Origin of the sequence: Bacillus sp. A260 (genome assembly GCF_009861435.1) — a bacterium.
Classification (GTDB): Bacteria; Bacillota; Bacilli; order Bacillales; family Bacillaceae_G; genus Bacillus_A; species Bacillus_A cereus.
Genome location: NZ_CP046398.1, coordinates 4,840,054 through 4,859,064, shown reverse-complemented (window position 1 = coordinate 4,859,064; position 19,011 = coordinate 4,840,054). Strand labels below are relative to the sequence as shown.

Genomic DNA, 19,011 nt, shown 5'->3' with positions numbered 1-19,011 from the left:
TCTCGCTCGAAGCAAAAAGCGCTTCAAGGTCGAGAGCTTGAAGTGTCCTGCGGTTCTGAATGAGCCACTTCCGCTTTAAATGATATCCAGCTCCAGCGGCTAGAACAGTCGGTTGTTTCACTCCTTCATTCGAGGCAAAAAGCGCCTCGTAATCAGGAGTTCCAACACCCTCCTGTTCTGAACGAGCCACTTCCGCTTTTATTTGTTAAACGGCCTTTTGTTTTTCTTCTACATCCTGCCCATCCCAGCACTCTGTATTTTTTAAGCCAGGGATAGAGTTTGCAACGAAGACAGGATCTTTTCCTTGTTTCTTTTGCTTCAAATAGTCTACTAATGCAGCGTAAGCAAATTTGCTAAGGAATGAGATGGCAATTAAGTTTGTGAATACCATTAGTCCCATGAATAAATCAGCTAAACTCCAAACTGTTTTAAGAGCAGCGATTGATCCGAAGAATACCATTCCGACAACTGCAACACGATAAATCATTAACCATGTTTTACTTTCTTTAATGAATGCGATATTTGTTTCACCATAATAGTAGTTTCCTAGAAGTGAACTGAAAGCGAATAGGAAAATAATAATCGCTAAGAAAGTGCTTGCCCACGGTCCAATTTGTGAACTTAATGCGTTTTGTGTTAATTCGATACCTTCTAAATTTGATCCTTTGTAAAGTCCAGAACATAATACGATAAATGCTGTTGATGTACATACTAAGAATGTATCTACGAAAACGCCTAATGCTTGAACAAGCCCTTGTTTTACAGGGTGAGATACATCAGATGTTGCGGCTGCATTAGGAGAGCTACCCATTCCTGCTTCCGTAGCGAATAAACCGCGCTGAATTCCGAACTTGATTGCTGCTCCAATACCACCAGCGATGGCTTGGTCTAAACCGAATGCACCGTTAAAGATTTCCATGAAAATGCTTGGTAACATACTGAAGTTGTTAATAACGACAAAAATAGCCACGCCGATATAAACGATTGCCATTGGCGGAACAATCATTTCTGTAATACGTGAAATGCTCTTAATGCCACCAAAAATAATAACTGCAACTAATAAGGCTAATAGAGCTCCTACGATTGTTCGCTCTAGTCCAAAAGCATTTTCAAACGCTATTGTTACTGTATTTGCTTGCACTGAATTGAAAATTAATCCGTACGCAACGGTAATAAGAAGTGAAAACCAGACGCCCATCCAGCGTTTGTTTAACCCTTTTTCCATGTAATATGCTGGTCCACCACGGAACCTACTTCCATCTTTTACTTTATAAATTTGCGCAAGTGTACATTCTACAAAACTAGTAGCTGCTCCGATAATTGCGATAAACCACATCCAAAATATTGCGCCAGGTCCACCCATTGAAATTGCTAATGCTACACCAGCTAAGTTTCCGATACCGATACGTGCTGCTGCACTTAAGCAAAATGCTTGGAATGGTGAGATGCTATCTTTCTTTTTTTCTTTTCGATTAAACCCTTTACTAATTAAGCTGACCATCTCACTGAAATGAGTAATTTGGACAAATTTTAATTTAAAAGAGAAGTAAAGACCGAAGCCGATTAGCATTGCAATAAGAATATATGACCATAAAATATTATTCGTTACCTCAAGGAATCTGCTAAAGATATCAACCATATAATACACTTCCTTTTTTTCGTAATAAGAAAATTATATGCAAAAAATATACGAGAATCAATTTTTCTAAAAAATTATGTTACTTAAATCATTTTTGTGTTATGATTATGTTACATCGTAATATTTTTAGAATTATTTACATTTTAAAAAACTAAATTTAAAGCGAGAAGGTGGGGATAATTTGAAAGAAGATTCTTTATGGAAAGTAAGTCTTGAGAGTTTGAAAATGAGAAGTAATATATTTTTTATCATTACATCTTTAAGTATCTTTTTAGGGTCCACTTATTATTACAATAAAAGATTTCCAAATCACAAATATCCTGAGTGGTTAGAATTTCTAAAGTTGATTGGATGAATAAAAGACAGAAAAACAGAAAATTAAAATAAACAAGTTATGGAGGAGCTAAAAATGAATATTAGAGAAAGTGAACTTCCAGGTATTGGTTATAAGTTTCAAATCGTTACGAAAGGTAACGAAAAGATGGTAATTGTCATTCATGATGATGGTCGTAGAGAAATGTATCATTTTGATTCAGATCATGAAGAAAGCATCTCAAGTATTTCACTACGTGACTCAGAGGCGAGACAAATCGCTGCAATATTAGGTGGAATGGTATATAAGCCTAGGGCGTTAGAAAATGTTGAGATGGTTTTTGAAGGTTTAGCGATTGAGTGGTTCAAAGTGGAGAATACAGCTCCAGCAATCGGAAAAACAATTGGCGATCTTGAAATAAGAAAAACATATAGCGTAACAATAATCGCGGTTATGAAGAAGAACATGAAGAAGCTATTTAATCCAGGACCAGAAACAGTAATTGAAGAAGGAGATATGCTTGTAGTTTCAGGTGAGAGAGAAGAAATTAAAAAAATCATTAATGAATTACTTTCAAATAGGGGGGACTGATTAGATGGATACGTTAATTTTTGAAGTTGGTACAGCTTTAGTTTTAGTGGCAATTGCAGCAGTAATTGCTGGAAAATTTAAATTCTCAGTAATTCCTTTTCTAATCGTTCTTGGAATGTTAGTAGGACCGCATGCACCGACAATAGGTGTTATCGATCTCAAATTTATTGAAAGTGCAAGTGTAATTTCCTTCCTTGGACGGATTGGGGTTCTATTCCTTCTATTCTATCTAGGATTAGAATTTTCAATGAAAAAACTAATTAAATCTGGACGCTCTATTGCGATTGGCGGAACGATTTATATTTTAATTAACTTTTCACTTGGTTTGTTATACGGATTTATAATGGGATTCCCATTACTAGAAATCTTAATTATTGCGGGTATTATTACGATTTCTTCTAGCGCTATCGTTGCTAAAGTGTTAGTGGACTTAAGAAGAACTGGTAATAATGAAACCGAATTAATTTTAGGAATTATTATGTTTGAAGATATATTCCTTGCTGTATACCTATCAGTTGTTTCTGGTTTAGTACTAGGGGATCACGCTTCCTTCTTAGGTGCCCTTACTTCAATTGGAATTGCTTTAGGATATATGCTTCTATTCTTTATAGTAGCTAGAAAGGCTACGCCGTTATTAAATAAATTGCTCAATATTAGCTCAGATGAAATCTTTATTATTGTAGTATTTGCTTCATTATTCTTCATTGCTGGTTTTTCAGAAACAATTCACGTTGCAGAAGCAATTGGAGCACTTCTTCTAGGATTAGTTTTCTCTGAGACAGAGCATAGTGACCGAATTGAACATCTTGTTGTTCCATTTAGAGACTTTTTCGGAGCTATTTTCTTCTTCAGCTTCGGGTTAAGTATTGATCCGTTCTCATTAGGCGGAGCGATATGGTTAACGTTAGGTGCTGTCCTTCTTACGATAATCGGTAACTTTGTAGCAGGAATGATTGCAGGAAGACAAGCTGGATTATCTCATAAAGCATCAACAAATATCGGATTAACAATCGTTTCAAGAGGAGAGTTCTCCATCATTATGGCTAATATCGGTATCGCCGGTGGTTTAATGTCAGTACTGAAACCATTCTCAGCACTATACGTGCTTATACTATCCATTTTAGGCCCACTTTTGACAAAAGAGTCGAAGAATGTATATAAATTCTTAAATAAAATCTTTAAGTGGGATACGAAGACTAACTAAACTAAATTTTAAAAAATAAAAGTACAAGATATTTCCTGCTTGTACTTTCATTTTTGTAATGAAAACAGTAAAGAGAGGTACATGATGTTAGGAGAGTTGATCCATTCGGTTTTAGTTTTTTTAGAAGGACTTGGTTATTGGGGAATTATGCTTGGATTAATGCTAGAGGTTATTCCAAGTGAAATCGTATTGTCTTATGCAGGTTATTTAGTATCAACAGGAAGCATTACATTTTGGGGCGCTGTCGCGTTCGGTACAATTGGTGGTGTAATTGCACAACTATTCATTTATTGGATTGGTCGATATGGAGGAAGACCTGTTCTTGAGCGATATGGAAAATATATTTTAATTCAGAAGAAACATATTGATTATGCTGAAGATTGGTTTAATCGTTATGGAACTGGCGTTATCTTTACCGCACGTTTTATTCCGGTTGTGCGGCATGCTATTTCGATACCAGCGGGTATTGCGAAAATGTCACATGCTAAGTTTATTACGCTAACTACATTAGCTGTTATTCCGTGGTCAATTGTGTTTGTATATTTAGGTTTTAAATTAGGAACAGAGTGGGAAAGTATTAATAAAGTTGCGGGGCCATATGTGAAATACTTTGCATTTGCTGCTATTGTTTGTGCAATTGGTTATTTTGTATTAAAAAAAATGATGAAAAAAAAGTGATTACAGAAAAGGAATCTATGTCGACGTAGATTCCTTTTTTATTGGCATTTTTTCAAGGATGAAAGAATACGTTTAATATTTACCATATTGTGGCATACATATAGAAAAAGGGTGCTTGGAAAGGGGAATAAAGAGAAATGGAACTCCAGTTTCAAAATGTATATCAACAGGTAGAGAATTGGTATGTGTTGGATTCGGAGCTTCCTTGGGATGTCAAAAAGTTGAGAGAGGATTTGTTTTCTCTTATTGGAGTATGTAAAACGCCCGTTATTTTTTGTGATACGTGTGATGCAAATGATGTGCTTCTATCATTAGGGGAAGAGGAAGAAGAGTTCCTATTCCCGGTAGGTGGTTTTTATCATAAAGAAAAGCAATTAATTTTCGTTTGTATGTGGGAAGAGTATGATCAAGTTCTCAAAACGCTACTGCATGAATTCCGCCATGCGATGCAGCATAAGAGAGATATATTGTATGTGGGAAGTGAACGGTACGAAGAGCGGTGGATTGAAAAAGATGCGAGGAAGTTCGCGGAGAGGAAATTGGATGAATATAAGAGTAGAAAGTTAATGTAAAGCATAGTGGAGAAATAGCGCTGTGCTTTTTGTGCTTATAAAAAATAAGTATTTGACTTTTAATAAGTTTAGTTCTAAACTAATGATATGAAACGAGCGAGGTGATGAAATGAAAACAGAAGATAGACTAGGGCTACTATTATGGTTTCGTTTGTCACGCTTTTATAATAAGAGTATTCGTGAGACGAATCAGCATTTGAAAAAATGGAATATATCTGCCGCCCAGTTTGATGTGTTAGCTCAAGTTGGAGGACATAATCGTTTAACGCAGCAAGAACTTGGAAATAAGCTATTTGTTACGAAAGGAAATGTAACGCAGCTTTTAAATAAAATGGAGCAGCTTGAGTGGATTTTGCGTGAACAAGAGGGTACTACGAAATATATTTCTTTAACAGAAAAGGGAAGAGCTTTATATGAGGAAATCGTCCCACCTCAAGAAACGTTCCAAGCAGAGAAGTTTCATAATTTAAATATAGAGGAACAAAAGCAGTTATTAACACTATTAAAAAAGTTACAGTAAGAAAAAATTTTAAAATAAATCTCGAATTCGAGATAGTATGAGGTGAAGGATATGTTTAGAAAAGTTGATCATAAAAATATGGGCAGAGCAAATCATGGTTGGTTAAATACACATTTTCATTTTTCTTTTGCCAATTACTACAATCCAAATAACATGAACTTCGGAGCGTTACGTGTTATTAATGATGATCTAGTAGCGGCGCAAACTGGTTTTGATATGCATCCGCACCGTGATATGGAGATTATTTCTTACGTTGTAGATGGTGCTTTAACACATGAAGACAGCATGGGAAATCGCGGAACAATTGAGCGTGGACATGTTCAATATATGAGTGCTGGCACGGGTGTATTTCATAGCGAGCATAATTTAGGCGATGAAACGCTGCGTTTATTACAAATTTGGATTTTACCAGACCGCGCAGATCATAAACCAAACTATGGTGAGTTTAAATTTGATTGGAGCAAGCGTGAAGATGAATGGTTCCATATGGTATCTTCAGTAGAAGGAAATGCACCAATTCAAATTCACCAAGATGCGAATTTATATTCTTTATCATTAGAGGCTGGAAAAGAAATTCATTTTCCAGTGAAAGAAGGCCGTCAATTGTACCTTGTACAAATTGAAGGAAGCAGTGTAATAAATGGTGAAACGTTTGTTATGCGGGATGCAGCAGAATCTGTAGAAGAAGATATTCACATTCAAGCGAAAGAGCAATCACACTATTTAGCAATTGAATTGAAAAAACAATAAAAGGTTTATAGAAAAGAGGACATCCGATAGATGTCCTCTTTTTTTGATTGGAATTGTCTGAAAAATGTTTCTCAAATTTTTGGTAGAGGTATCGGCTGGGAAAATAAGAATTGTATAAAAGTGTCAAAAATCTTTATGGGAATGGGGAATGTTATAGTGAAAAAGCAAGTCATTTCATCAGCATTAGCGTTAACTGTTATCGCCGGGGGATTTGGAGCGTTTGGGGCAACGACAACGAAAGCGGAAGAACAAAAAATTCAATATCATCAAGAATTTAAAACACCTGCATACATAGGTGAAGAATGGAAAGCACCGGAAGGACTAGATAAAAAAGAGACAGTCTTTCAATACTTAGAGAGTAAGAAAGATATGTTTAAATTAGCAGGAAATATTGAAAAGCATTTTAATATCGTTGGGGAAGAAAAAGACGCTGAATCTGATACGACACACGTGAAGCTAGTTGAGAAACATAATAACATTCCTGTGTACGGTTCTGATCAAACTGTTACACTTGATAAAGAGAATAATGTAAAAGCATTCTTCGGACAAGTTATTCCGAATTTAGATGATAAAAATATTCCTGCAGCTGCAAGCATTACTGCGGAACAAGCAGAAACAATTGCAAAGGCAGATATTGAGAAAGAAATTGGTAAAGTAAAGAGTTATGATGGTGTGAAAAAAGATTTATTTGTATATGAAAAAGACGGTAATTACTACCTTGCATACTTAGTTAAGGCATCGATTTCAAAACCAGCTCCAGGGTATTGGCATTATTTTGTTGATGCAACGAATGGAAATGTTATTGAGAAATATAACGCTGTAGATAACATTACTGGATTTGGTTACGGAGTATTAGGTGCTAGACAATCATTTGAAATTGCTCAAGATACGAAAACAGGACAATTCAACTTGTTTGATGGTAAACGAGGACAAGGTGTTCATACATTTGATGCAGAAAATATGGACGAGAACTGGTTTAATTTATTCTCACAATGGCTTGGATATACAGGAGAAGAAGTTGAAAGTAAATCTAAGTTCTTCGAAGATAAAGCTGCAGTTGATGCGCATGTAAATGCAGGAAAAGTATATGATTACTACAAAAAGACATTTAATCGTAACTCTTTCGATGATAAAGGTGCGAAACTTATTTCAACTGTTCACGTAGGGGAGAGCTGGAATAACGCAGCTTGGAATGGTGTGCAAATGATGTATGGTGATGGCGATGGAAAAACGTTCATTCCATTATCTGCTGGACTTGATGTTATCGGTCACGAATTAACGCATGCTGTAACTGAACATACAGCAAACCTTGTTTACAAAAATGAGTCAGGGGCGTTAAATGAATCGTTATCTGATATTATGGGTGTTATGGTTGAGAAGAAGAGCTGGGATTTAGGTGCTGATATTTATACACCTGATAAACCTGGTGATGCACTTCGCTCTCTTAAAGACCCAGCGTCTATTCCAAATCCATTAAAACCAAGTGAAGGTTACCCAGATCACTATAGTAAACGTTATACTGGAACAGCTGATAATGGCGGTGTTCATATTAACAGCAGTATTAACAATAAAGCTGCATATTTAGTATCTGAAGGCGGAGATCATTACGGCGTGAAAGTAACTGGTGTGGGCCGTGAAGCGACAGAAAAAATTTACTACCGTGCTCTTACGAAATATTTAACTGCAAATTCTGACTTCAAAATGATGCGTCAAGCTGCTCTTCAGTCAGCTGAAGATTTATATGGTAAAAACTCTAAAGCTGTACAAGCTGTAACGAAAGCTTATGATGCAGTAGGTGTAAAATAATAAGAGAAAAGACCTGACATCCTAGTCAGGTCTTTTCTTTATCCCGCTATCCGCAAATGATGAAATTTCCACTTTATTTAGTCGCGAATGCCTAATGCGATTTTCGCCATACGTGACATACGTTCTTTCGACCACGGTGGATTCCAAACGACATTTACTTCTATTTCATTAACTTCAGGTACGTTCGTTGATAATACTTTTTTAACGTCTGATACGATTTGCCCAGCCATTGGACAACCGATAGAAGTCATAGTCATCGTAATGACAGCATTATTATTTTCATCTGCTGTAACATCATAAACTAATCCAAGATTAACGATATCAACACCTAGTTCAGGGTCAATAACAGCCTCTAAATTGGCAAGTAATTTATTTTCAAATGCTTCTTGTGACATAAGCAGCCCCTCCTACACTTTAATGATATCGATTCTCATTATAACGGAAATGAGCATAATGTGCAGGAAATGAGCTCAAAAAAATATCCCTCTTTCAAAGAAGGGATATTTTTTGAACATCTATTCTGTTTTAAAATGAGATACGAGTTGATCTAACTCTTCAACTGTTTGTTTCATTTTTCCAGCAGTTACTGCCATTTCATTCATAACAATAACTTTCTGTTCAGCAGATTGTGCCGTTGCGGCAGTTTCGCTCGATACTTCAGTAGAGATAGAAGCGATGTTATTAAGTGAAGCGTTCATTTCTTCAGCACTTGCAGCCATTTCTTCAGCAGTTGCTGATATATCTTGCATTTGAGTAGATACTTTATTTACTTGTTCTACAATTGTTGTGAAAGAAGTACCAGCTTCACGAATAACATTGATACCTTCAAATGCTTCAGAACGGCCTTGAGACATCATAGAGCTAGCAGTTTCTGTATCATTTTGAATTTGATGTAGTAATTGATTAATGTCTGTTGCAGCTGTTTTAGATTGTTCAGCAAGTTTTCGAACTTCGTCAGCTACGACAGCAAATCCTTTTCCTTGCTCACCAGCACGAGCTGCCTCAATAGAAGCATTTAAAGCAAGTAAGTTTGTTTGCTCAGCAATATTAGAAATAGATTGTACAGCAGTATCAATATATTTCGTATGAGTGATTAGACGTTCAACCACTTCTGACGTAGCATTTACAGCTTCGTGTATTGTTGTCATTTGTGAAACAGATTTTTGGATAACGGTACTGCCATCGCTAGCATGTTCAGATGTGGCAACAGCAAGTTCCGCTACAGATGAAGCAGATTCAGCAATGCGCTGAACACTTACTGCCATATCATCCATTGCAGTTGAACTTTCTTCCATACTAGAAGTTTGTGATTGAATACTTGCATTTAAGTTGGACATCGAGCTTTGGACTCTTAATGTCGCCTCACGTGATGTATTCGTTTTTTCTAGCATATTTTCAGAAGCGGTTTGTACTTCCACTGATGTTTTTTGAACACGATTAATAATATGTTGTAGGTTTTCTAACATTTTATTAAATGATGTTGCGATAGCACCTATTTCATCGTTGCTATTTACTTGTAGACGTGCCGTTAAGTCACCTTCTTGAGAGGCCAATTCTTTTAGTTTCGTGTCAATTTGTTGAATTGGTTTCACCAGTTTACCAGAGAACCACCATGCAAGAATAATTGCAACGATAATACATACAACAAGTGATAAGAAAATAACATATTCGATTAAGAGTGCAGATTGATCAATTTTTTCAATAGATTGTTCACGTAATTTAGCTTGTTCATTACTGTAATTTGTGAAGTCACCAATTACTTTATAGACCGTTCCGTTTTCTGAAGAAGCTACTTGTAAAGCTTCTTCCCATTTTTGTTCTTTTGCAAGAGTGAATACTTTTTCTTCAATGAACTTTCTCCAAGTAGACCCTAATTCCATTGTGCTTTTTACGGACGAAGAAAGATTTGGATTAGAAAGAAGTTTATCTTTTGAATCCTCAAGACGTTTACTCATCTCATTAAACTTGTCTAATTCGACTTGATCATGTTGTAGTAAATAACCTCTTAAAGCAGAGAGCTGTACTTGATAAGCGTCTCCACGCTCTTTCAATTCTGTTGCCAGTGGAGAAATTTCTTTTTGTAATGTTTCAGCTTTACGAGATTGGTCGATAGCAAAAAATAAAATAAATGCTAAGGCGACACCAAATAAAGCGCAAATCGTTCCCATCATGAACATAAGTTTTTTTCTGATACTTACAAAATTCATATAATTAAAAGCCTCCTTTGTGAAATCTTAGTATTAGAATTAATAAATGTAAAAAATTGAAAGAAAGCTTTACTCCAGTTGGAATAAAGCTTTCTTATTTCCTTTAGGAATTATAGCAGACGGAATGAGAGATAGAAAGAGATATTTTAAAGTGAAAAAAGAGAGACTGTAAAACTTTCATTCCTATACCTTTGAGCTCGTGTCATTTTCACTTTAAGCGTTTGTTTTGAAATGAGAGACGAGAACTTCAAGTTCTTGTACGATTGTTTTCATTTCAGATGATTTGTTAGCCACGATACTCATTTTGTTTACTTGATCACCAGCCGAATGCGCTGTTTGTGATGTTTCTGCAGCAACTTCGTTTGAAATAGAAGCGATATTATTTAAAGCTGCGTTCATTTCTTCAGAGCTTGCAGCCATCTCTTCAGCAGTTGCAGACATTTCTTGCATTTGTGTAGAGACTTTGTTAATGTGGTTAACAATTTCTGAGAATGAAGATCCGGCGGTACGAATAACCGTAATTCCTTCAGAAGCTTCTGCTTGACCTTGTGTCATCATATCATTTGCTATTTTTGTATCAGATTGAATTTGATGAAGTAAATGGTTAATGTCAGTTGCGGCTAGTTGAGATTGTTCAGCAAGTTTTCGAACTTCATCGGCAACAACAGCGAATCCTTTGCCGTGTTCACCAGCACGAGCTGCTTCAATAGAAGCATTTAAAGCAAGTAAATTTGTTTGGTCGGCGATATTTGAAATAGATTGAAGTGCAGTATCTATATGATTTGTATGTGTAATGAGCCGCTCAACTACTTGTGATGTAGCGTTAACAGCTTCGTTAATTGTATGCATTTGTGTAATAGATTTCTCAATGACTTTATTCCCATCATCTGCTTTTTCTGAAGTTGTGACAGCTAAACTAGTAACAGAAGAGGCGGACTCAGCGATACGCTGAACACTCGTTGCCATGTCATCCATTGCGGTTGAACTTTCTTCAATGCTAGAAACTTGTGAACGAATATTGTGTTCAAGAGCATTCATAGTTTCTTGGGTTCTTGCGGTATTTTCCATAGAAGCGGTTGTTTCGATAAATACATTTTCGGAAGCTTCTTTTACACTTGTTGATGTTTGTTGAACTTGTTTTATTATATGCTGTAAGTTAGTGAGCATTTGATTAAAGGAATTTGCAATGTCACCAATTTCATCTTTACTTGTTACGTGTAATCTAGCCGTTAAATCTCCGTCTTGAGAAGCTAATTCTTTTAACTTCTCATCAATTTGTCGAATTGGTTTAACGAGTTTACCAGAGAACCACCATGCTAATAAGATAGACGTTAATGTACATGTAATAAGTGAGAAGAAAATAATATATTGAATAAGTGATGAAGAAGACTCGACATCAGCAATTAATGCGTCACGTTTCTCATTCTCTTCATTTGTATATTTATTAAAACGACCTAAAAGATCATTTACATAATCTGTTTGTGATAAAGCAATTTTGGATGCTTCGTCCCATTTTCCTTCACGCGCAAGAGGTAGTACCTCATTATCTATGACGCTACGCCATTTTCCACCCATTAAAATAGCTTCTTTCATTCCTTCTGGGAGCTTCTTGTCACTTGTTACTTTCTCTCTAGTATCAGCTAATTTTTTCCCTTCTCGATTGAACTTATCTAATCCTTTTTGATCATGTGATAGCAAATATTCTTGTAAACCAGCAACTTGTGCTTGGAACCAATCGCCACGTTCTTTTAAAATCGTCGCTCTTTTTGATACATCATTTTTTAACGTTTCGATTTCACTTGCTTGATTCATGGCGAATGAAAGAATAACAATAAGAGCAATACTAAATAAAGAAGAAATGCTTAAGAGTGTGAACAGTAGTTTTTTTCGAATACTAACATATTTCATCGTTACCCCTACCCTCATTTAAACTGTTTATTATGATTTATAGATATTTAAAACAAAATTAATAAAAACATTATTATGAAGTTATTAATCTGTTCAATGAAAATTATAGCAGATAATGGAAGGAGTCAGATTAGTATTAGAAAAAGTTCTTAAAATGTATACATTTGCATATCATAAAATTCATAAATAAATATTAGAAATGCTATTGAAATTTGAAATGACATCATGTATACTTCTAATTAGTTGATAACGATTATCAGTATCAACTAAAAACATTACTCTTCGTTATGTTGGTCATACCCCTTTTTGACGACGTAAGTCAGAGACGAAATGTTGAAATATCTTGTGTCCTATTCTACAGAATTATGGTAATCTCCAACCTCAACTTATATGCGTGAGCATGCAAAAAGGATCCTATCCGTGAAGGGATCCTTTTTTGCATGCTGTCGCAATTATTGTATATAGACCAGGGATACGTTCTTCGATTCCTTCTGGTGCAGTAGAAGGAAAGACCCATCTTTGATGAGATCCATGTTCTTCAACTAGTTTTTCGATTTTAAAACGTTCTTCCGCAAGTGTTGTAATGATTTCTCCTAGCGTCCAGCGACGGATGGTTGTTTTAGGTAGCGATTCTTTCTGTGCTTCTGTAAGAAGGATGCTATAAGCAACATCATCTTCAATTAATTCTTCATCGAAATAATTTCCATTGGCCTGAAATGATGGGTGGTCGACTCCTAATAATTTTGTGTAAACAGGATGATAGTCACGAAGTATAAGCATTCCATCTCGCTTAAGTAAAGTAGCAATTTTTTGAAAGAGTGGTTTTAAATCTAGAAAGTAATGGAGTACACCAAGTTCCAGCAATACGATATCAAATGATTCGGAGAGCTGCACATTTAATACATCAGAAACGACATACTGGATAGAGACACCTGCTGCGTCCGCAAGTTCATTTGCATATTTTGCATTACTTGCTGAAATATCAACAACTGTTACGTCAGAGCCTAAAAGGGCAAGTGCGACAGCTTTATTTCCTTTTGAGCCGAGTAAGTTAATAATACGTTTTCCTTTTGGAGATTGTATGTAAGGTAAATAATGTGCTACTTCGCGTGTGGGATCTTCCATAATTTTTTTTGCATAATCCTCTGGCGCCCCATGGCGATTCGTCCAAGCTTCATAAGCAGCTGTATTCCAGCTTTTTTCATTTATAGTGCTTAGTTGTTTTTGGTTCAATGTTATCACTCCTTTTGTGAACGTATAGGTATTCGGCGGGAGGATGGGATTTCCTTTTCGTTCTGGATAAAAGTTTGATTTTTCTGTGATTAAGTCGTACAATACTTGTTATACGTAAAAGCGTTGAAAAGGAAAAGTAGGATGAACACATTCTTTCCAGAGAGCTTCGGTAGCTGAGAAGAAGCAAGAATATTCATTTGAACAATGGCCTTTGAGCTTCGTCCTGAACTTATCAAATGATAATAGTAGGCGGCGACGAGAGTTGGTACTCGTTATCAAAACCACAGTATAAGAGCATAGAGCTCCGTACTTGTTAAGGCTAATTATGTGAGTAATTGGCGAAATAAGGTGGTACCGCGACTGTTTATACAGCCCCGCCCTTATCTTTTTTAAGATAGGGGTGGGGCTTTTTATATTTTAAAGGAGGAATGTAAGATGAGTATTTTTATTGGGGGCGCTTGGCCGTATGCGAATGGTTCATTACATCTTGGTCATATTGCGAGTTTATTACCTGGAGATATTTTAGCACGTTATTACCGGTCAAAAGGTGAGAATGTGCTGTATGTTTCAGGAAGTGATTGTAATGGAACACCGATTGCAATTAGGGCAAAACAAGAAGGTGTGACGGCGAAGGAAATTGCTGATCAGTATCATGAAGAGTTCCAGCGATGTTTTCGTAGCCTTGGTTTTACTTATGATTGCTATACACGTACAGATAGTGAGCACCATCATGAAACGGTTCAAAATGTTTTTTTACGTTTATTAGAAGAAGGACATATTTATAAAAAAATAGTGGAACAAGCGTATTGTGAAACGTGTACGCAGTTTTTACCGGATCGTTATGTAGAAGGAATATGTCCACATTGCCATGAAGCAGCAAGAGGAGATCAATGCGATGCGTGTTCTGCTATTTTAGATCCACTCGATTTGTTAGAAAAGAAATGTAAGTTATGTGGTAGTACACCATCTGTACAGGAAACAGAGCATTTCTATTTCGCATTGCATACATTTCAGGAGCAAATTAAAAGGGCTGTAGAAATTGCCAAGCAAACAGGGACATGGCGCGACAATGCGATTCAACTAACAGAGAGATATGTAAAGGAAGGATTACTAGATAGGGCCGTATCACGTGATTTACCAATTGGAGTACCAATTCCAGTAGAAGGGTATGAAGATAAGAAAATTTACGTATGGATTGAAGCAGTGACAGGCTATTATTCAGCGAGTAAACATTGGGCTGAAGAAACAGGGAAAGATGATCAAGAGTTTTGGGATAGCGAAGCGAAAACATATTATGTGCACGGAAAGGATAATATTCCGTTTCATTCCGTCATTTGGCCAGCGGTATTACTTGGAATAGGGGAGGAAGCAATCCCGCGTCATATCGTTTCGAATGAATATTTAACAGTTGAAAAAAGAAAATTATCTACAAGTAAAAACTGGGCAGTATGGGTGCCTGACATATTAGAACGCTATGATCCAGATTCTATTCGTTACTTTTTAACCGTCAACGCACCAGAAAATCGCGATACTGATTTTTCATGGCGGGAATTTATTTACAGTCATAATAGTGAATTATTAGGTGCATACGGGAACTTTGTGAACCGGACATTAAAGTTTATCGAAAAATATTATGGTGGTATCGTGCCGAAGGGAAGCATTGAGGTAGAGCTGAAAGATAAAGTAGAAGGATTATATAAGCGTGTAGGAGAGGCGATTGAGCAAACTAAATTTAAGGTGGCGCTAGAAACAATATTTGATGCAGTACGTTTTGCAAATAAATACTTTGATGAAAAGCAGCCTTGGAAACAAAGAGAAGATGATCCAGTTTCATGTGAAGAAACGATTTATAACTGTGTGTATCTTATCGCTAATTTTGCAAATCTCCTTGAACCGTTTTTACCATTTTCAAGTGAAAGAGTTCGAAACACATTGTCGATTGTGAAACGAAATTGGGAACCGCAAAATACGTTGCCAAGTAGAATTGATAGCGTACAGCCATTATTTGAGCGAATCGATGTAAAACAAATTGAGCATGAGATAGAGAAGCTGTATGGAGCGGTAAAATGAGATAGAGAAAAAGACCTTTCAAGTAAATGAAAGGTCTTTTGTTATGCAGTATGATTCTCTTTCTTATCTTTCAAAAAGAAAAGTACAGCAAGGATTACAAGAATAATAGCTGCAATATCATACGTTATTTTAAATGTAGTATTAAAGTTTAAGTACTCTACGAAAGGAGTTTTCACTGCTCCTGCATATATACAAACGGGAATGAGAAGTAAATCGTAAAATTTCTTTTCTTTCATATATCTTATTAGGAAGAAGATACACATAATAGCAAAAAATACGATGCTTAAAATAGTCATTTATACCTCCAGATAAATTTACTTATTTTAATTGCAGTTATATCTTTTATATAAATTCTGTATTTTTTCAAGCGCTATACACGCGATTTTGTTTCCTTTTTTTCCTAGCCGTAAGCAGCTGAGGAGTGAAGATCCCAACTAATATGAAAATAATTCCAATCCACTGCATGAACGTTACGACTTCATGTACAAGTGTAATAGAAGCAATAATAGCAGTTGGTAATTCAGCTGCACCTAATATTGTACCAAGCCCTGTTCCAACCTTTGGTACACCGATTGAAAAACAAATGACAGGTACAACAACGCCGAATAATCCGAGGAAGAAAGCATATTTCCATAGACCGGCTTGCAAAGCACCGTCTGTTAAAAAGGTTGGCGGAAAGAATAGGCATACGATAAGAGTAGCGCTTGTTGTCATAAGGAAGCTTTTCGTATAAGGCGGAACATCCGTAGCGACGCGCCCGCTTGCAAAAACATAGAATGAAAAAGAGACAGCAGCTAATAGTCCAAAGATAATCCCTTTCGTAGAAAAACTTTGTCCGAGGCCTTCAAATACACCACCTGCAAACAATGTACCAGCAAATAAAATAAGGATAGATATAATCTTATCGCGGCTTGGAAATGTTCGATTTGCAATTGCTTCGATAATGACACCAATCCAAGTGAACTGAAAGAGTAGGACGACAGCGATAGATGCGGGTAGTTCTTCTACAGAAATAGCGTAGAAAATCCCGGTCATACTCATTGTTGTTCCGACGGTTAGTAAGGAAAAGAATTGTTTTTTTGTTACTTTATGACGTGAAAAGAAAAGAACGAGTAGAAATAGTCCAATCCATCCGAAGACATATTGTCCCCCTAATAGTTGATGTGCTGAAAATCCATTTATGAATCCGAGTTTGAAAATAGTTGAAAGTATGCCATAGCTGCAAGCACCGAATAAAACGAGCAATGAATATTTAAACTTTTCCATAAAAAATCCTCCTTTTAAATAATAAAAAACGCCCGCTATCCAAATAAGGATAACGGGCGAACGAAACAGAGTCATATACTCTACAAAATTCCGCCACTCATACGAAGTATGAATTTGGGGTATGAAATTGTAGTAGGTTTTTACATTGCTTTTGGGAATACAATAGAACATTTTACACCTTGAGGCGTGTTTTGTATCCCGTAAGGAAACTGATGTTTATCTAATATTTGTTTCACGATATATAATCCAAGACCACTACCTTGTACTAAACCGTGTTTATCAGGGTTTGCGCGATAGAAAGGCTCAAATAAATGAGCAAGTTTATCTTCATCAATTTGTGAACCTGTATTTAATACTTCTAATGCGTAACCATTTGGTTTTTCATAAAGCTTTATATATACGTGCTGATGGTCAATTGTATAATGAATTGCATTTGAAATAATGTTAAAAATAGCAGTTTGAATAAATTTAGGATCAGCTAAAATTTGTACGTCGTGTTTAATATTAGATTGTACATTTAATTGTTTTACAGATACAAAGTAATCTACTTTCTTCATAACATCCTCAATAATATTAGATAAAGAAATGACTTCTAAATTAGGTTTAAATTGAGGGTTTTGTATTTTGGATAATTCCGACATTTTTTCCGTTAATATGTTAATGTCTTGCATCATCTCGTAGGAACGTTTCAAATACTTATCTCTATCTTTATAAGCTCCAATTCCGTGAATCATGCCATCTAGTTGTCCCATAACGGCTGCGATTGGTGTTTTTAATTCATGGGATACCATAGACATAAATTCTTTACGAGATTGTTCTAATTGTTGTTCCTTCTTGAGCTCGTTTCTTAAATCTTGATTGCTTGCATGTAAATTCTTTACAATATTTGGTACTTGTGAAGCAGCTACTTGCAAATTAAAATCTGTTTGATCTGTATTTTTGTTAAGTAGCTTTTTATCTGAGAAATCAAGATTCATAATATCTTTTAAAGCATCGCTCATATATTGAAAAGGTTTGGCAATTAGTTTTGTATAAATTAAAGATCCGAGTAGTGATAATGCAAGCATTGTCGCGCCAATATGTGGAGCTAATTGCTGCAACGCATCTGCTAACTTTGGATTATCATTTGTATCATTTGTTTTACTTGCTGCATTTTGTGTATGTAAGGCATCATTATTAGCGGCTTTCTTTTCTGCTTCTGTAGGCGGATTAGAAGTGCTATTTTTCCCCGAAAGATTTTGTGTATGTTCTTTTGCCTTTACAGTTTGGCTAGGCTGCAAAAGGTGATTGATAGCTGTAGAAAGAGATTTATAATCTATAATAGAAGATTGGAAATTAGAAATGCTCCCCTCTGACACAGCTTTATTTTGCTTCGTTTTACTTCCGTCGTTTTGCTTATCTGAATCGGCCTGTTCTGTAGTCGGCGTTCCATTTTCTTTCGCAAAACGTTCTTTATCGTAGTTTGAAGCTAGAAAGTAAATAATTTGATAAAGACAAAGTGATAAAAGAATACAAAATAATAAGGTTTTGATGAAAATATTTTTGGTGATGTTGTCTTTGCTACGATTCGATTTTGTAGCCAATGCCTTTCACCGTTTTAATATAAGGAATTCCTAATTTTTTTCTTAAGTTTTTAATATGTGTATCTATAACTCTTACATCACCATAATGTTCATAGCCCCATACCTTATTCAACAAATCACTTCTTGATAATACTTTTCCTCGATTTTGCAGTAAAGTATAAATAATTTCAAATTCTTTTGTTGTCAATTCAATTTGATTACCATGAACATAAGCTGCATATGCTGTAGAGTTTAACATCAATTCATGGAATTGTAGTATAGTTGCAGCTTCTGCTTCCTTCGTTGCTGCCCTTCTTAATACAGCCTCTACACGCTTAATAAATACAGTATAATGGAACGGTTTCGTAATATAGTCATCAATACCTAACTCAAATCCTTTAATTTCACTTTCTTCATTATGTAAGCCTGTTAACATAATGATTGGTACATCAGATTGTCCTCGCATAATTTTACAAATACTATAGCCATCTATATCTGGTAACATTACATCGAGGAGGACAAGATCGTATGAATTTTTTTGGAAAAGAAGAATACCTTCTGTTCCAGCACCAACTACATCAACTGTAAAGTTTTGTGCCATTAGAAATTCACGAATAAGTTCTTGTATATCTGGGTTGTCTTCAATCACCAGTATATGCGTCATAGTAACACCTCCTAAATAACGCTTTTTA

17 protein-coding genes and 1 other annotated feature are annotated in these 19,011 nt (G+C 35.8%); of the genes, 8 read left to right on the top strand and 9 right to left on the bottom strand.

Annotated elements, in window-relative coordinates:
* Nucleotides 1-205: 205 nt before the first annotated feature.
* Nucleotides 206-1,639, bottom strand: a complete 1,434-nt coding sequence (locus GD442_RS24780) for an alanine/glycine:cation symporter family protein (RefSeq protein WP_000227591.1) — start codon at nt 1,637-1,639, stop codon at nt 206-208.
* Nucleotides 1,640-2,048: 409 nt separating this feature from the next.
* Here GD442_RS24780 and GD442_RS24775 point away from each other — a divergent pair, with 409 nt between their 5' ends.
* From GD442_RS24775 to nprB, 7 genes are all read left to right on the top strand, one after another.
* Nucleotides 2,049-2,543 (top strand): cation:proton antiporter regulatory subunit, encoded by a 495-nt coding sequence (locus GD442_RS24775; protein WP_001026075.1) that lies wholly within the window; start codon nt 2,049-2,051, stop codon nt 2,541-2,543.
* A gap of 4 nt (nt 2,544-2,547) precedes the next feature.
* Nucleotides 2,548-3,747, top strand: coding sequence for a cation:proton antiporter (locus GD442_RS24770; RefSeq protein ID WP_000380223.1), 1,200 nt, complete (start codon nt 2,548-2,550; stop codon nt 3,745-3,747).
* Between the two features lie 84 nt (nt 3,748-3,831).
* Nucleotides 3,832-4,425: an undecaprenyl phosphate transporter UptA gene (gene uptA / locus GD442_RS24765; protein WP_140348585.1), complete on the top strand. Its 594-nt coding sequence runs from the start codon at nt 3,832-3,834 to the stop codon at nt 4,423-4,425.
* 137 nt (nt 4,426-4,562) lie between these two features.
* On the top strand, nt 4,563-4,997 hold the full coding sequence (locus tag GD442_RS24760) for a DUF3920 family protein (RefSeq protein WP_000422806.1): 435 nt from the start codon (nt 4,563-4,565) through the stop codon (nt 4,995-4,997).
* Nucleotides 4,998-5,106: 109 nt separating this feature from the next.
* Nucleotides 5,107-5,517: a MarR family winged helix-turn-helix transcriptional regulator gene (locus GD442_RS24755; protein WP_000845467.1), complete on the top strand. Its 411-nt coding sequence runs from the start codon at nt 5,107-5,109 to the stop codon at nt 5,515-5,517.
* Between the two features lie 51 nt (nt 5,518-5,568).
* Nucleotides 5,569-6,267 (top strand): pirin family protein, encoded by a 699-nt coding sequence (locus tag GD442_RS24750; RefSeq protein ID WP_000488927.1) that lies wholly within the window; start codon nt 5,569-5,571, stop codon nt 6,265-6,267.
* A gap of 156 nt (nt 6,268-6,423) precedes the next feature.
* Complete coding sequence (gene nprB, locus GD442_RS24745; RefSeq protein ID WP_000745123.1) at nt 6,424-8,073, top strand: neutral protease NprB; 1,650 nt, start codon at nt 6,424-6,426, stop codon at nt 8,071-8,073.
* Nucleotides 8,074-8,150: 77 nt separating this feature from the next.
* On the opposite strand, the gene GD442_RS24740 is transcribed toward nprB, so the two are convergent.
* From GD442_RS24740 to GD442_RS24725, 4 genes are all read right to left on the bottom strand, one after another.
* The gene (locus GD442_RS24740) at nt 8,151-8,468 is read right to left on the bottom strand and encodes a metal-sulfur cluster assembly factor (protein ID WP_000076422.1); all 318 of its coding nucleotides are present in this window, start codon (nt 8,466-8,468) and stop codon (nt 8,151-8,153) included.
* Between the two features lie 120 nt (nt 8,469-8,588).
* A complete protein-coding gene (locus GD442_RS24735; RefSeq protein ID WP_001012211.1) occupies nt 8,589-10,280 on the bottom strand; it encodes a methyl-accepting chemotaxis protein in 1,692 nt (563 codons plus the stop codon).
* Nucleotides 10,281-10,493: 213 nt separating this feature from the next.
* Entirely contained in the window at nt 10,494-12,188 is a 1,695-nt protein-coding gene (locus tag GD442_RS24730; RefSeq protein WP_086407882.1) for a methyl-accepting chemotaxis protein, read from the bottom strand.
* 414 nt (nt 12,189-12,602) lie between these two features.
* Nucleotides 12,603-13,421, bottom strand: coding sequence for a class I SAM-dependent methyltransferase (locus tag GD442_RS24725; RefSeq protein WP_001072260.1), 819 nt, complete (start codon nt 13,419-13,421; stop codon nt 12,603-12,605).
* Nucleotides 13,422-13,535: 114 nt separating this feature from the next.
* Nucleotides 13,536-13,806 (top strand) — a binding site (T-box leader).
* Nucleotides 13,807-13,856: 50 nt separating this feature from the next.
* On the opposite strand from GD442_RS24725, the gene metG reads away from it, so the two are divergent.
* On the top strand, nt 13,857-15,491 hold the full coding sequence (metG, locus tag GD442_RS24720) for a methionine--tRNA ligase (protein WP_000021599.1): 1,635 nt from the start codon (nt 13,857-13,859) through the stop codon (nt 15,489-15,491).
* A 41-nt stretch (nt 15,492-15,532) separates the two neighbouring features.
* Here metG and GD442_RS24715 read toward each other — a convergent pair whose 3' ends face one another.
* From GD442_RS24715 to GD442_RS24700, 4 genes are all read right to left on the bottom strand, one after another.
* Nucleotides 15,533-15,787: a hypothetical protein gene (locus GD442_RS24715; protein ID WP_000154129.1), complete on the bottom strand. Its 255-nt coding sequence runs from the start codon at nt 15,785-15,787 to the stop codon at nt 15,533-15,535.
* A 67-nt stretch (nt 15,788-15,854) separates the two neighbouring features.
* A complete protein-coding gene (locus GD442_RS24710; RefSeq protein WP_000410485.1) occupies nt 15,855-16,757 on the bottom strand; it encodes an EamA family transporter in 903 nt (300 codons plus the stop codon).
* Between the two features lie 140 nt (nt 16,758-16,897).
* Entirely contained in the window at nt 16,898-18,340 is a 1,443-nt protein-coding gene (locus GD442_RS24705; RefSeq protein WP_000201958.1) for a sensor histidine kinase, read from the bottom strand.
* Nucleotides 18,318-18,983, bottom strand: coding sequence for a response regulator transcription factor (locus GD442_RS24700; protein ID WP_000148833.1), 666 nt, complete (start codon nt 18,981-18,983; stop codon nt 18,318-18,320). Before GD442_RS24700 ends, GD442_RS24705 begins: the two co-directional genes overlap by 23 nt.
* Nucleotides 18,984-19,011 lie beyond the last annotated feature (28 nt).

Coding starts and splice junctions, on each gene's coding strand:
- GD442_RS24780 (WP_000227591.1), bottom strand. CDS start 1,639: ATGGTTGATATCTTTAGCAGATTCCTTGAGGTAACGAATAATATTTTA.
- GD442_RS24775 (WP_001026075.1), top strand. CDS start 2,049: ATGAATATTAGAGAAAGTGAACTTCCAGGTATTGGTTATAAGTTTCAA.
- GD442_RS24770 (WP_000380223.1), top strand. CDS start 2,548: ATGGATACGTTAATTTTTGAAGTTGGTACAGCTTTAGTTTTAGTGGCA.
- uptA (WP_140348585.1), top strand. CDS start 3,832: ATGTTAGGAGAGTTGATCCATTCGGTTTTAGTTTTTTTAGAAGGACTT.
- GD442_RS24760 (WP_000422806.1), top strand. CDS start 4,563: ATGGAACTCCAGTTTCAAAATGTATATCAACAGGTAGAGAATTGGTAT.
- GD442_RS24755 (WP_000845467.1), top strand. CDS start 5,107: ATGAAAACAGAAGATAGACTAGGGCTACTATTATGGTTTCGTTTGTCA.
- GD442_RS24750 (WP_000488927.1), top strand. CDS start 5,569: ATGTTTAGAAAAGTTGATCATAAAAATATGGGCAGAGCAAATCATGGT.
- GD442_RS24740 (WP_000076422.1), bottom strand. CDS start 8,468: ATGTCACAAGAAGCATTTGAAAATAAATTACTTGCCAATTTAGAGGCT.
- GD442_RS24735 (WP_001012211.1), bottom strand. CDS start 10,280: ATGAATTTTGTAAGTATCAGAAAAAAACTTATGTTCATGATGGGAACG.
- GD442_RS24730 (WP_086407882.1), bottom strand. CDS start 12,188: ATGAAATATGTTAGTATTCGAAAAAAACTACTGTTCACACTCTTAAGC.
- metG (WP_000021599.1), top strand. CDS start 13,857: ATGAGTATTTTTATTGGGGGCGCTTGGCCGTATGCGAATGGTTCATTA.
- GD442_RS24715 (WP_000154129.1), bottom strand. CDS start 15,787: ATGACTATTTTAAGCATCGTATTTTTTGCTATTATGTGTATCTTCTTC.
- GD442_RS24710 (WP_000410485.1), bottom strand. CDS start 16,757: ATGGAAAAGTTTAAATATTCATTGCTCGTTTTATTCGGTGCTTGCAGC.
- GD442_RS24700 (WP_000148833.1), bottom strand. CDS start 18,983: ATGACGCATATACTGGTGATTGAAGACAACCCAGATATACAAGAACTT.